This window comes from Paracoccus sp. Z118 (assembly GCF_019061185.1).
In the GTDB taxonomy this organism is placed as follows: Bacteria; Pseudomonadota; Alphaproteobacteria; order Rhodobacterales; family Rhodobacteraceae; genus Paracoccus.
Genome location: NZ_JAHQZU010000003.1, coordinates 38,797 through 51,206 on the forward strand (window position 1 = coordinate 38,797; position 12,410 = coordinate 51,206).

Annotated in this window: 12 protein-coding genes and 1 pseudogene; 4 read left to right on the plus strand and 9 right to left on the minus strand. The window is 69.1% G+C overall.

Annotated elements, in window-relative coordinates:
- Positions 1-133 precede the first annotated feature (133 nt).
- From purF to radA, 3 genes and pseudogenes are all read right to left on the minus strand, one after another.
- Positions 134-1,582, minus strand: a pseudogene (gene purF / locus KTN05_RS03080) (amidophosphoribosyltransferase); the annotation flags it as partial.
- A gap of 109 nt (positions 1,583-1,691) precedes the next feature.
- A complete protein-coding gene (locus KTN05_RS03085) occupies positions 1,692-2,321 on the minus strand; it encodes a CvpA family protein (protein WP_217327916.1) in 630 nt (209 codons plus the stop codon).
- A gap of 42 nt (positions 2,322-2,363) precedes the next feature.
- Positions 2,364-3,728: a DNA repair protein RadA gene (gene radA / locus KTN05_RS03090; protein WP_217327917.1), complete on the minus strand. Its 1,365-nt coding sequence runs from the start codon at positions 3,726-3,728 to the stop codon at positions 2,364-2,366.
- A gap of 126 nt (positions 3,729-3,854) precedes the next feature.
- Here radA and KTN05_RS03095 point away from each other — a divergent pair, with 126 nt between their 5' ends.
- Genes KTN05_RS03095 through KTN05_RS03105 form a run of 3 tightly spaced genes read left to right on the plus strand, consistent with a single transcriptional unit; the run spans position 3,855 to position 6,326 of the window.
- Positions 3,855-5,153: a lipoprotein-releasing ABC transporter permease subunit gene (locus tag KTN05_RS03095; protein WP_217327918.1), complete on the plus strand. Its 1,299-nt coding sequence runs from the start codon at positions 3,855-3,857 to the stop codon at positions 5,151-5,153.
- Positions 5,146-5,829 carry an ABC transporter ATP-binding protein gene (locus KTN05_RS03100; RefSeq protein ID WP_217327919.1) on the plus strand — a complete coding sequence of 228 codons (684 nt, stop codon included), beginning with the start codon at positions 5,146-5,148 and terminating at the stop codon, positions 5,827-5,829. Before KTN05_RS03095 ends, KTN05_RS03100 begins: the two co-directional genes overlap by 8 nt.
- A complete protein-coding gene (locus tag KTN05_RS03105; RefSeq protein ID WP_254367951.1) occupies positions 5,826-6,326 on the plus strand; it encodes a phosphatase PAP2 family protein in 501 nt (166 codons plus the stop codon). The genes KTN05_RS03100 and KTN05_RS03105 overlap by 4 nt, the downstream gene beginning before the upstream one ends.
- Before the next feature lie 17 nt (positions 6,327-6,343).
- Here KTN05_RS03105 and KTN05_RS03110 read toward each other — a convergent pair whose 3' ends face one another.
- Together KTN05_RS03110 and KTN05_RS03115 are read right to left on the minus strand one after the other, a co-directional pair.
- A complete protein-coding gene (locus KTN05_RS03110; RefSeq protein WP_217327920.1) occupies positions 6,344-6,613 on the minus strand; it encodes a hypothetical protein in 270 nt (89 codons plus the stop codon).
- Between the two features lie 53 nt (positions 6,614-6,666).
- Positions 6,667-7,389, minus strand: coding sequence for a gamma-glutamylcyclotransferase (locus KTN05_RS03115; RefSeq protein WP_217327921.1), 723 nt, complete (start codon positions 7,387-7,389; stop codon positions 6,667-6,669).
- 147 nt (positions 7,390-7,536) lie between these two features.
- On the opposite strand from KTN05_RS03115, the gene KTN05_RS03120 reads away from it, so the two are divergent.
- Positions 7,537-7,944 (plus strand): cytochrome c, encoded by a 408-nt coding sequence (locus KTN05_RS03120; protein WP_217327922.1) that lies wholly within the window; start codon positions 7,537-7,539, stop codon positions 7,942-7,944.
- A 145-nt stretch (positions 7,945-8,089) separates the two neighbouring features.
- On the opposite strand, the gene parE is transcribed toward KTN05_RS03120, so the two are convergent.
- The 4 genes from parE to ispH form a co-directional block, all read right to left on the minus strand.
- On the minus strand, positions 8,090-10,060 hold the full coding sequence (parE, locus tag KTN05_RS03125; protein WP_217327923.1) for a DNA topoisomerase IV subunit B: 1,971 nt from the start codon (positions 10,058-10,060) through the stop codon (positions 8,090-8,092).
- 89 nt (positions 10,061-10,149) lie between these two features.
- The gene (locus KTN05_RS03130; protein ID WP_217327924.1) at positions 10,150-10,812 is read right to left on the minus strand and encodes a glutathione S-transferase family protein; all 663 of its coding nucleotides are present in this window, start codon (positions 10,810-10,812) and stop codon (positions 10,150-10,152) included.
- Positions 10,813-10,873: 61 nt separating this feature from the next.
- Positions 10,874-11,323 carry a ribonuclease HI gene (gene rnhA / locus KTN05_RS03135; protein ID WP_217327925.1) on the minus strand — a complete coding sequence of 150 codons (450 nt, stop codon included), beginning with the start codon at positions 11,321-11,323 and terminating at the stop codon, positions 10,874-10,876.
- Between the two features lie 109 nt (positions 11,324-11,432).
- A complete protein-coding gene (gene ispH, locus KTN05_RS03140) occupies positions 11,433-12,392 on the minus strand; it encodes a 4-hydroxy-3-methylbut-2-enyl diphosphate reductase (RefSeq protein WP_217327926.1) in 960 nt (319 codons plus the stop codon).
- Positions 12,393-12,410: the final 18 nt, after the last annotated feature.

The window sequence follows — 12,410 nt, forward strand, 5'->3', positions numbered from 1 at the left end:
GATAGCACCCGCCCGACGCGCAGGATCACTCGACGCCGGGGCGGGTCAGCTCGTTCGGGGTCAGGGTGTGATCGACGGGCCTGTAGCCGGTCTGGTCCGGGTCGGCCGCGGAATCGCCGCTGACCGGGTCGGTCTTCATGCGGAAGCCGCGCTGGAGCTGGTCGTAGGGAGCGACCGGGTAGTCGCCCGAGAAGCAGGCGTCGCAATATTGCGGACAGGTGCTGTTGCGGCCCTTCGCCTCGCCCACTGCGCGATAGAGGCCGTCAAGCGACACGAAGGCGAGGCTGTCCACCCCGATCCAGTCCTTCATCTCGGCCGGGGTCATGTTCGCGGCCAGCAGCTTGTCGCGGTCCGGGGTATCGACGCCGTAGAAGCAGGGCCAGGCGGTCGGCGGGCTGGCGATGCGGAAATGCACCTCGGACGCGCCCGCCTCGATGATCATGTCCTTGATCTTGCGGCTGGTGGTGCCGCGCACGACCGAATCGTCCACCAGCACCACGCGCTTGCCCTTCACCAAGGCCCGGTTGACGTTCAGCTTCAGCCGCACGCCCATGTTGCGGATCTGCTCGGTCGGCTCGATGAAGGTGCGGCCCATATACTGGTTGCGGATGATCCCCAGCGCATAGGGGATGCCGCTTTCCTGCGAATAGCCGATGGCCGCCGGGGTGCCGCTGTCCGGGACCGGGCAGACGAGATCCGCCTCGACCGGGGCCTCGCGGGCCAGTTCCACGCCGATCTGGCGGCGGGTCTCATAGACCGAGCGGCCGCCGATCATGGAGTCGGGGCGGGAGAAATAGACATGCTCGAAGATGCAGAACCGCCCCGTGGACGGCCCGAACGGGCGCGAGCTGTCGATCCGGCCCTTGGAGATGACGACCATCTCGCCCGGCTCGATCTCGCGCACGAACTCGGCGCCGATGATGTCCAGCGCGCAGGTTTCCGAGGCGAGCGCGAAGCCGCCCTCGCCGAGCCGGCCCAGCACCAGCGGCCGGACGCCCAGCGGGTCGCGCACGCCGATCAGCTTGGTGCGGGTCATGGCGATGACCGAGAACGCGCCCTCGACCCGGCGCAGCGCGTCCTTCATCCGTTCGGGGATATTGCTCTGGATGGATCGCGCCATCAGGTGGATGATGCACTCGCTGTCGCTGCCCGACTGGAAGATGCTGCCGCGCTCGATCAGTTCGCGGCGCAGGGCGGCGGCGTTGGTGATGTTGCCGTTATGGGCGACGGCGCAGCCGCCCATCGCGAACTCGCCGAAGAACGGCTGCACGTCGCGGATGGCGGCGTGTTTGGTGCCGGTGGTGGAATAGCGCACATGCCCGATGGCCAGCGGCCCCGGCAGGGTTTCCATCAGCGAGGTCTTGGTGAAGTTGTCGCGCACATAGCCGAAGCGGTGGGCACTGTTGAAGCCGTGCTGCGGGTGGTGGGCGACGATCCCGCCCGCCTCCTGCCCGCGATGCTGCAGCGCGTGCAGGCCGAGTGCCACGAAGTTCGCCGCGTCGTTGACGCCGATGACGCCGAACACCCCGCATTCCTCGTGCAGGCGGTCGGAATCGAACGGGTGGGCGAGGAAAGGTTGCATGGGCGCCAGCCTCTGTCGGGGGACGGGCACTATCTAGGCCCGGCACAGGGGAATGTCACGCGCCGGTCATCCTTGACGGCGCGCATTCATGTCACGGCTGCGCGACGGCTCAGTTCGCGGGGACCACGGTGGTCGTCGTGGTGGTGGTGCCCGCCGGGGTCTGGGTGGTCGAGACCGAGGCGGCCACCGGCGTGCAGCCGCGCACCAGCTGCTCGTAGCGGGCGACGACCCAGCCGGGGGCGTCCGCCGGGATCTGCTCGTCCATCTGGCCGCGCATCCGCTCGAACACGCTGGAGGAGCGGGAGTTTTCCACCATCGCGACCGGCTGGGTCGGCATCACCCGGTCGTAGATGATGAAGGCGATGGCGACCAGCAGGATGCCGCGCGCGACCCCGAACAGGAAGCCCATGCCCTGATCCACGCCGCCGAGCGCCGAGCGCTGCACGACCGACGAGAACAGCGGCGTGATGATCGAGAACAGCACCAGCGCCAGCGCGAAGACGACGGCGAAACCGGCGATGGTGCCAAGCTCGCAGCTGTCGCCGAGGAAGCGGTCGAGGAACGGCACCTGCGCGATCATCGGGCGCACGGCGGCGGCGAACAGGAACGCCAGCACGGCGGCGCCGATCCAGCCGCCGATGGCGAGCGATTCGCGTACGAAGCCCCGCGAATAGGCCAGGATCGCCGAGAGGACGATCACGGCCGCCACAATGCCGTCGATAAGGGTAAAGCCGTCCATCACACCGCCTTCATTCCGGTAAATCCTGCCATTCCGCGGCGGTCAGCCTGCACCGAATGTCTCGCCCACGAAACCTGTCAGATCGGACACACGGTCCAGCCGCATGTCGCCGCTGCCGTCGGCCTTCTGGCCAGCCGGCACGATCGCGTGTGAAAAACCAAGTTTCCGCGCCTCTTTCAACCTGTTTTCCGCCTGAGCGACGGGCCGCAGCGCGCCGGACAGGCTGATTTCTCCGAAGAACACGGATTCGGCGGGCAGGGCGTGATCCTCGCGCGCGCTCAGAAGGGCGGCGGCGATGGCGAGATCGGCGGCGGGTTCGGCCACGCGCATCCCGCCCGCGACGTTCAGGAACACGTCCAGCCCGGCGAAGGGCACGGCGCAGCGCGCCTCCAGCACGGCAAGGATGGTGCTGACGCGGCCGCTGTCCAGCCCGACCACGGTGCGGCGGGGCGAGGCGAGGGTGGTGGGGGCGACCAGCGCCTGAATCTCGGTCAGGACGGGGCGGGTGCCCTCGATCCCTGCGAACACGGCGCTGCCGGGGCTGGGTTGGCCGCGTTCGGACAGGAACAGGGCCGAGGGGTTGGCGACCTCCGCCAGCCCGCCGCCGGTCATCTCGAACACCCCGATCTCGCCCGAGGGGCCGAAGCGGTTCTTGACTGCGCGGAGGATGCGGAACTGGTGGCCGCGCTCGCCCTCGAAATACAGCACCGTGTCCACCATGTGCTCGACCACGCGGGGGCCGGCGATCTGGCCGTCCTTGGTGACATGGCCGACGAGGATCACCGCGACGCCACTGCGCTTGGCGAAGGTCACAAGCTCGTGCGCCGCCGCGCGGACCTGTCCGACGCTGCCGGGCGCGGCCTCGACCGTGTCGGACCAGAGGGTCTGGATGGAATCGATCACCGCCACATCCGGCCGCTCGGCGTCCAGCGTCGTGAGGATGTCGCGCAGGGCGGTTTCGGTTCCCAGCCGCACCGGTGCGTCGGCCAGGTCCAGCCGCTGGGCCCGCAGGCGAAGCTGCGCCCCGGCTTCCTCGCCCGAGATGTAGACCGCGCTTGCCCCGGCCCGCGCGAAGGCCGCCGCCGCCTGCAGCAGCAGCGTGGATTTGCCGATCCCCGGATCGCCGCCGACCAGGATCGCGCTGCCGGGCACCAGCCCGCCGCCGAGCACCCGGTCCAGCTCGTCGATGCCGGATGGCGTGCGCGGCGGCGGCGGCTCGCTGGCCGACAGCGCGCCGAGCGGGATGACCCTGCCCCGCTGCGCGCCGAGCCCGCGGCCCGGCCCCTGCGACAGCGGCGCTTCTTCGGTGATCGAGTTCCATTCGCCGCAGGCGTCGCAGCGGCCCGACCACTTGCGGTGGTTGGCGCCGCAGGCGGTGCAGGTGAAGACGGTGACGGGTTTTGCCATGGGCGGCTTGTGCCAGAACGTCCCGCGCCCGCCAAGCCCGGCCGCAAGCCGGTTTTCACGCCATTGTCGGCTTGTCTTGGCGAGGGCGCCGGGGCAGTTTGCGCGGCACTCGACGAAAGGCCCCGCATGGCGACCCCGCGCCCGTTTTCCCGCTACGAGTTCATGATCGCCTGGCGCTATCTTCGCGCCCGCCGGGCCGAGGGCGGGGTCAGCACGATGACCTGGATCAGCCTGATCGGCATCGCGCTGGGGGTCATGGCGCTGATCGCGACGCTGGCTGTGCGGTCGGGCTTCCGGGCCGAGTTCGTGGACACGATCCTCGGCGCGAACGCCCATACCACCGTCTATATGCCGCCGAGCCAGATCGAGAACGCGCTGACCGAGGAAACCTACGTCATCGCCGGCACGATCGCGGATTATCAGGCAGCCGCCGGCGCGATCGAGGATCTGCCGGGGGTCCTGCGCGTCGATCCGGTGGTCAAAGGGCAGGTCATGGCGACGGCGCATGGCCGGTCCAACGTCGCCGAGGTGCTGGGGCTGACACTGGACGACCTGCAGGGCATCCCCCGCATCGCCGACCCCGCGACCGGCTTCGGCGATATCGAGGCCTTTGAGGCCGGCATCGCCATCGGCTCGGGCATCGCCCGCGAACTGGGCGTCGGGATCGGCGACCGGGTGCAGCTGATCTCGCCGGAAGGGGCGCAGACGCCGTTCGGCACCACGCCGCGCGTCTCGGCCTACGAGGTCGTCTATATCTTCACCGCCGGCCGCTACGACATCGATCGCACCCGCATCTACATGCCGCTGCCGGACGCGCAGAGCTACTTCAACCGCGAGGGCGCGGTGGACGAATTGCAGGTCTATGTCGCCGATCCCGAGCGGGTGGACGCGCTGACCCCCGCGCTGGTGCAGGCCGTGCCGGGCAGCCTTGTCTGGACCTGGCGCGACGCCTCCGGCTCGTTCCTGTCCGCGCTGGATATCGAGGATGACGTCATGTTCATCATCCTGTCGGTGCTGGTGCTGATCGCGTCGATGAACATCACCTCGGGGCTGATCATGCTGGTCAAGAACAAGGGCCGCGACATCGGGATTCTGCGGACAATGGGGCTGACCGAAGGGGCGGTGCTGCGGGTGTTCTTCCTCTGCGGGGCGTTCACCGGGATCATCGGCACCATCGCCGGCGTGGTGCTGGGCGTCGCGCTGGCGCTGAACGTCGATCCGATCATGGCGGGGATCAACTGGATCTCGGGTGGCGACGCATGGGACCCGGCGGTGCGGGGCATCTACGAACTGCCCGCCGACCTGCGGGCGGTGGACATCGCCAAGGCGGTCGGGCTGTCGCTGACGCTGTCGTTCCTCGTCACCATCTTCCCGGCCCGCCGCGCGGCCCGGATGAACCCGGTCGAGGCCCTGCGCTATGAGTGAGCTGCTGCGGCTGGAAGGGATCGCCAAGACCTACAATCCCGGCACCCCCGGCGCGGTCGAGGTGCTGAAGGGGCTGGACCTCACGGTGCGCCGGGGCGAGGTCGTGGCGCTGGTCGCGCCATCCGGCGCGGGAAAATCAACGCTGCTGCATATCGCTGGGCTGCTGGACACGCCCGACGCCGGCCGCGTGCTGTTTGCCGGGCGCGACATGACTGGCCTCGGCGACCGCGCCCGGACTGCGGCCCGGCGCGAGCAGATGGGCTTCGTCTACCAGTTCCATCACCTGCTGCCCGAGTTCACCGCGCTGGAGAACGTCGTCCTGCCGCAGCTTGCCAACGGCGTGCCGGACGCCGCCGCGCGGCAGCGGGCGCGGGGGCTTCTGGAGCGCGTCGGCCTTGCCGCGCGCGAGGATCACCGCCCGGCGGCGCTGTCCGGCGGCGAGCAGCAGCGTGTCGCCTTCTGCCGCGCGCTCGCCAACGAACCGGCGCTGCTGCTGGCCGACGAGCCGACCGGGAACCTAGATCCGGCAACTTCGGACCACGTGTTCGACATGCTGATGGGTCTGGTGCGGGACACCGGGCTTTCGGCGCTGATCGCGACTCACAACATGGATCTGGCGGCCCGCATGGATCGAACCGTGCGGCTGATCGCGCCGGACCGGAGCGCGAACGGTTGACCCGCGCGGCGCCGGGCGCGCGGATGCTGGCGGCGGCGCTCGCCGCAGGCCTGATCGCGTCCTCGCCAATCGGTGCCGACCCGCTGGAGGATTTCGGCACGGTGATGAAATACGGCCTGCCGCTGGTTGCCGCCGCCTGCGCCGTGGATCAGGACCGCTTCGGCGACTTCGCCCTGCGCGGCGGCTTGCAGGTCGGGCTGGTCCTCGGGCTGAAGAAGACGGTCGGCGCGCCGCTCGGCATCCGTCCGAGGGGCATGGGCGAGGGCTTCCCCAGCGGGCACGCCGCCTCGGCCGCGTTCGGAGCTGCGGACCTTGCCAGCAAATGCGTGGATGGCAACGCGGGGGCGCAGGCGGGGCTGATCGCCGCCGCCTTGCTCGCATCGTTCAGCCGCGTCGATGCCGGCGAACACACGCCCGCGCAGGCCGCCGCGGGAACCGCCATCGGCCTGATCCTCGGGGCAAGCGAGATCGGCCTGTCCTTCAACGCCCGCTTCTGACCGCCCCACTTCCCGGATCAGCGGTTCACGAACTTGAAGAACCGGCTTTCCTTCCCGTCCTGCGTCTCCTCCTGATAGAGGAAGGCGAGGCCGCGATCCTCGAAGGTCTCGAAGAACTCCTCCCACGAGATTTCATCCAGCGCCTCGTCGCGCTCGGCGAAATCGACCCGCAGGATGCCTTCGCCCTCGTCGTCCTCGGTTCCCCTGACGACCGAGGGGATGCCGCCGCGATCCTCGATCCATTTGCGGATGATGTCGTGGTCGGTGGTGGTTTCGCTTGATGCCATGGCTGCCTCCTTGCCGCGCTTCCGGGGACAACGCGACGGCGCGGCGGGCGTTCCTAGACGTCGCCGATGGGCGCGCCGGGCTGCGGCCAGCTGTCGATTTCCTCGGCCACCAGCCGCTGGAGCGTCCAGATATAGGGGTCGTCCAGCCCGTGTTCGGCCAGCGCCGAGGCCGTCCGCTGCAGGTATTCCGTGCCCGAGCCCGCATGGCCGCAGGCATGGGCGAGCCGCTGCGCCTGCTCTTCGACCGGCAGGTGGACGACCGAGTGATCGACCGTGTCGGCGTAGAAGGTCAGCGCCTCCTCGGTCCCGCGCTCGGTCTCCACCGTGATCCAGCGGGCGTTCTTCACCAGTTCATGCGCCACCAGCTCCCGCCGCAGGATCGCGCGCATCGAGTCGCGCTCGGTGCCCGGCGCGACCTCCATGATGAGGCCTGAGCAGCTGCCCCCCGGCTCCAGCGCGAGCATCAGGCCGGGGCAGTCCGGCGAGCCGCGCCAGTGGTTCAGCTCGATGCAGAAGCTGCGGTGCCAGCCGGGGGCGACGCCCCTGCGGATGCCGCCGACCTCGAAGTCGGGTTTCCAGATCAGCGAGCCATAGGCGAAGATCGGCACCGGATGGGGGCGGCCCGCCGTCAACTCCTCGGCCAGCGCATCGAGGTCGTCGTCAGTCAGCAGCGTCCAGCGGGTGTCATAAGGCGGCTCGGCCACGTCGCGATGGGCGCGGGTCACGTGATCGGGGGTGAGCGCCAGCGGCGCGGCGGGAAAGGGGGCATCTTTCATCGGCGGGTCCGTTCCTGTTCCGGGCGGCCTGCGCCCGCTATCGTCCCAATGTCGGGGCCGGGCGGCCATCCTGCAACCCCGCCGCATGCGCCTTGCCTGCGCCCCTGCCGTTCGGCACAGTCGGAGCAACAGATAAAAGGGACAGCCATGAACTTCGCCATTCCGTCCGCCGCCGTCCTGGCCGGCGCCGCCCTGCTGGTCGCCTGCGCCCCCCGGCCGGACGTCCCCCGCACCGGCGCGGCCGACTATGCCCGTTTCTGCACCGCCTGCCACGGCGCGTCCGGCAAGGGCGACGGCCCGATGGCCGCGAGCCTCACCCCGGCGCCGACTGACCTGACGACGCTGAGCGCTCGCAACGGCGGCACCTTCCCCCGCCTGCAGGTGATGGGCCGCATCAACGGCTACACGATGGGCGCCAGCGACAGCCACATGCCCCAGTTCGGCGAGCTGCTGGAGAACGGCACCGTCATCTACGACGCCGGCGACGGCCACCCCACCGAAACCCCTGCGCGGCTGGTGGCGCTGGTGGAGTATCTGGAGGGGATGCAGGAGTAACCACCTCTCGGGGCCAGTCCGTCAGTGGCTGGCGCATTGCGGCGCGATGGGGAGCGCAAGCACCTGACAGCCGCCGTTCCGCCCCGCGTCGAGCCGGGTGAGCAGCTCGCCCGGCTGTCGTCACGGCGACGGGAGGCGCCAGCCCTCACACATCCAGCCCCTCATCCTCCACGAACTGCGCGTTCTCGCTGATATACTGGAACCGCAGCTCCGGCTTCTTGCCCATCAGGCGCTCGACCAGATCGCCGGTCTCGCCGCCGTCCTCGTCGTCGATCGAGACGCGGATCAGCTTGCGGGTGGCCGGGTTCATCGTGGTTTCCTTCAGGTCCTTGGCGTCCATCTCGCCCAGACCCTTGAAGCGCTGCACGTCGATCTTGCCCTTGCCGCCAAGGCCTTTCGCCATCCACGCCTCCTTCTCGGCGTCGTCGGCGACATAGACCCGCTCGGCCCCCTGCGTCAGGCGATAGAGCGGCGGGCAGGCGAGATACAGGTGCCCCTTGTCGATCATCGGCCGCATCTGGGTGAAGAAGAACGTCATCAGCAGCGACGCGATATGCGCGCCGTCCACGTCGGCGTCGGTCATGATGATGACCTTGTCATAGCGCAGATCGTCGATGTTGAAGCGGCTTCCCAGCCCCACCCCCAAGGCTTGCGAGAGATCCGCGATCTCCTGGTTCTGGCTCAGCTTGGACGACGCCGCGCCCAGCACGTTCAGGATCTTGCCGCGGATCGGCATGATCGCCTGTGTGGCGCGTTCGCGCGCCGACTTGGCGCTGCCGCCGGCCGAGTCGCCTTCGACGATGAAAAGCTCGGTCCCCTCGCGGCTGTTCGACGAGCAGTCCACCAGCTTGCCGGGAAGCCGCAGCTTCTTGGTGGCGGACTTCCGCGCCGTTTCTTTCTCCTGACGACGCCGCAGCCGCTCCTCGGCCCGCAGGACGAGGAAATCGAGGATCGCGCCCGCCGACTTGGTGTCCGCCGCCAGCCAGTTGTCGAAATGGTCGCGCACCGCACCCTCGACCAGCCGGGCGGCCTCGGTCGTCGCCAGCCGGTCCTTGGTCTGGCCGACGAACTCCGGTTCGCTGATGAAGCAGGAAACCAGCGCGCAGCCGCCGGTCAGAAGGTCGTCGCGTGTGATGTTCTCGGCCTTGCGGTTCTTGGTCAGCTCGCCATAGCCGCGCACGCCCTTGAGGATCGCGGACCAGAAACCGGATTCATGGGTGCCGCCTTCGGGCGTGGGCACCGTGTTGCAGTAGGATTGGATGAAGCCGTCGCGGGATGGCGTCCAGTTGATCGCCCAGTCCACCTTGCCCGGCACGCCGAAACGCTCGCGGAAATCGACCGTCCCGGCGAAGGGCCGGTCGGCATAGGTCGAGGCCTTGCCGAGCTGCTCGCCCAGATAATCGGCCAGCCCGCCGGGAAAGTGGAAGACGGCCTCGAGCGGCGTCTCGCCATCGTCGATCGCCGATTTCCAGCGGATCTCCACGCCGGAATGCAGATACGCCTTGGATTTGGCCATCCGCATCATCCGGCCGGGCTTCAACCGGTTGTGGCCGAAGATCTGCTCGTCGGGGTGGAAGGTGACGGTGGTGCCGCGCCGGTTCGGGGCAGGGCCGACCTTCACGACCGGCCCTTGCGAGATCCCGCGAGAGAAGGACTGCCGCCACAACTCGCGGTTCCGCGCCACCTCGACCACCATCGTGTCGCTGAGCGCGTTCACCACCGAAGCGCCCACTCCGTGCAACCCGCCCGAGGTCTGATAGGCCCCCTCGGTGAACTTGCCGCCCGCGTGCAGCGTGCAGAGGATCACCTCCAGCGCCGACTTGCCGGGGAATTTCGGGTGCGGGTCGATTGGGATGCCGCGGCCGTTGTCGCGGATGGTGACGGACTGGTCGGCGTGCAGCTCGACCTCGATCCGGCTGGCGTGACCGGCCACCGCCTCGTCCATCGAGTTGTCGAGGATTTCCGCCACCAGATGATGCAGCGCGCGTTCATCGGTGCCGCCGATATACATGCCGGGGCGCTTGCGGACCGGCTCCAGCCCCTCCAGCACCTCGATGGAGGATGCGGAATAGCTGTCGGTGGCGCGATCCGCGCCGGAAAGAAGATCGTCGGCCATGCTGCTCGGGTCCGGTCTGTTCTGGTTGGCGGGTTATTTCACGGCGGGCGCCCGCCCGGCAACCCGCAGATGCCCGGCGCGGCCTTCGGTCATTCCGGCTCGGCCATCCGGTCCTTCCAGGTCCGCTGGAAAGCCGGCCGCTCATGGCACGCCTTCAGCCACGCCTGCACCGCCGGGAACTGGTCCATCAGCTTGCCGTAGCCCTGCGCATAGCGGACGATCTCGGCCACGTTCACATCGGCCACGGTGAAACGGCCGCCGACCAGGTGCTTGTGGCTCGCCAGATGCGCGTCCAGGACCGTCATCGGCCGCACCAGCCGCTCGGCGGCGCTTGCGACCAGCGCCGCATCGTCGCCCGACTGCACCCGGCCGGGCCGGTGCAGCATCATCAGCGTCAGCGCGTCCGGCTCGATGGCGGTCGCGGCATAGAGGGACCATTGCAGCATCAGCGCATCCTCAACCTCGTCCGCCGGGCCAAGCCCGCCGCGCCCGTGCTTGCGCGCCAGATGCAGCGTGCAGGCGAGCGATTCCGACAGCACCAGCCCGTCATCCTCCATCACCGGGATCGCGCCGGCGGGCGAGAGCTTCAGGAACTCGGCCGAGCGGGTGTTCAGCGGCGCATCCGGCGCGTCCGCATCGCCAAGGCGGTAGGCCTGGATCACCGGGATCTGAAGGAAGGGCAGGTCCAGCTCGTGGCACAGCCAGATGATGCGCGAGGCGCGCGAGCGGGTGACGCCGTGGATGGTCAGCATGGGATGGCTCCTGAAGGGATCGCACCGCAGCCTATTGCCTGCCGCGCGGACGGGAAAGCGCTCACTTGAAGGGCGCCATGCCCGCGCGGGCAAGCTCGTCCGCGCGCTCGTTTTCGGGATGGCCTGCATGGCCCTTGATCCACGCCCATGTCACCCGATGGCGGACCTGCGCGGCATCCAGCCGCTGCCACAGATCGACGTTCTTCACCGGCTTGCGGTCTGCGGTCTTCCAGCCGTTCCGCTTCCAGCCGTGAATCCACGCGGTGACGCCGTTCTTCACATAGGCGCTGTCGGTGGTGATGGTGATGGTGGAATCCCGTGTCAGCGTCTCCAGCGCGGCGATGGCGGCCATCAGCTCCATCCGGTTGTTGGTCGTCATCGCCTCGCCGCCTGACATCTCCCGCTCCTTCAGGACGGCCTCGCCATCGACGGCCCGCATCAGCACACCCCAGCCGCCCGGTCCGGGATTGCCGCTGCAAGCGCCGTCGGTCCAGGCGAGAAGTTGGGGCATGGCAATTCCTTTCGGCGGCAGGACGAATGGCCGCGTCGGGCCAGCCCATCTTCTGTCCGCAAATATCCTCTGGGGGTCCGGGGGGCGAAGCGCCCCCGGCTGCGGCGGCTCAGCCCGCCACGGGCGCGCGCAGGACGCGCGGCACCTTGAACTCGACCCGCTCCCGCGCCGTCTCGACCAGGTCCACGGTTACCTCGTAGCGCTCGCGGAACGCCTCGATCACCTCGTCCACCAGCACTTCCGGCGCGCTGGCCCCGGCGGTGACGCCGACCGAGCGGATGCCGTCCAGCGCCCGCCAGTCGATGTCGGCGGCGCGCATCACCAGCTGCGAATGGGCGCAGCCCGCCGCGCGCCCCACCTCGACCAGCCGGCGTGAGTTCGAGCTGTTGGGCGCCCCCACCACCAGCAGCGCGTCGATCAGCGGCGCGACTGCCTTGACCGCCGCCTGCCGGTTGGTGGTGGCGTAGCAGATGTCGTCCTTCGCCGGGCCGACGATGGCCGGAAAGCGCGCCGTCAGCGCGTCGATGATGTCGGCGGTGTCGTCCACCGACAGCGTCGTCTGGGTGATCCATGCCAGCCGCTGGGGGTCGCGGGGTTGGACCTTCGCCACATCCTCGACGGTTTCGACCAGGATCACCTCGCCCTCGGGCAGTTGGCCCATCGTCCCCAGCACCTCGGGATGCCCGGCATGGCCGACCATGATCATCTGCAGGCCCGCGTCATGGTGGCGCTCGGCCTCGACATGGACCTTGCTGACCAGCGGGCAGGTCGCGTCCACATAGATCATCTGCCGCCGCTCGGCCTCGGCGGGGACCGACTTGGGCACGCCGTGGGCCGAGAAGATCACCGGCCGGTCGCTGGGGCATTCGTCCAGCTCCTCGACGAACACCGCGCCCTGCGCGCGCAGCCCGTCCACGACGAACTTGTTGTGCACGATCTCATGTCGGACATAGACCGGCGCGCCCCATTTCTGCAGCGCGAGCTCGACGATCTTCACGGCGCGGTCCACGCCCGCGCAGAAGCCGCGCGGGGCGGCGAGATATAGGGTCAAAGGCGGTTTCGCGATCATGGCGCAGACCTAATCGCT

What these genes read in the sequence shown, in the direction of transcription:
- KTN05_RS03085 (WP_217327916.1), bottom strand. Translation starts at nt 2,321, where the DNA reads ATGGACGGCTTTACCCTTATCGACGGCATTGTGGCGGCCGTGATCGTC.
- KTN05_RS03120 (WP_217327922.1), top strand. Translation starts at nt 7,537, where the DNA reads ATGAACTTCGCCATTCCGTCCGCCGCCGTCCTGGCCGGCGCCGCCCTG.
- rnhA (WP_217327925.1), bottom strand. Translation starts at nt 11,323, where the DNA reads ATGCCCCAACTTCTCGCCTGGACCGACGGCGCTTGCAGCGGCAATCCC.
- KTN05_RS03100 (WP_217327919.1), top strand. Translation starts at nt 5,146, where the DNA reads ATGAGTGAGCTGCTGCGGCTGGAAGGGATCGCCAAGACCTACAATCCC.
- KTN05_RS03130 (WP_217327924.1), bottom strand. Translation starts at nt 10,812, where the DNA reads ATGCTGACCATCCACGGCGTCACCCGCTCGCGCGCCTCGCGCATCATC.
- ispH (WP_217327926.1), bottom strand. Translation starts at nt 12,392, where the DNA reads ATGATCGCGAAACCGCCTTTGACCCTATATCTCGCCGCCCCGCGCGGC.
- parE (WP_217327923.1), bottom strand. Translation starts at nt 10,060, where the DNA reads ATGGCCGACGATCTTCTTTCCGGCGCGGATCGCGCCACCGACAGCTAT.
- KTN05_RS03115 (WP_217327921.1), bottom strand. Translation starts at nt 7,389, where the DNA reads ATGAAAGATGCCCCCTTTCCCGCCGCGCCGCTGGCGCTCACCCCCGAT.
- KTN05_RS03095 (WP_217327918.1), top strand. Translation starts at nt 3,855, where the DNA reads ATGGCGACCCCGCGCCCGTTTTCCCGCTACGAGTTCATGATCGCCTGG.
- radA (WP_217327917.1), bottom strand. Translation starts at nt 3,728, where the DNA reads ATGGCAAAACCCGTCACCGTCTTCACCTGCACCGCCTGCGGCGCCAAC.
- KTN05_RS03110 (WP_217327920.1), bottom strand. Translation starts at nt 6,613, where the DNA reads ATGGCATCAAGCGAAACCACCACCGACCACGACATCATCCGCAAATGG.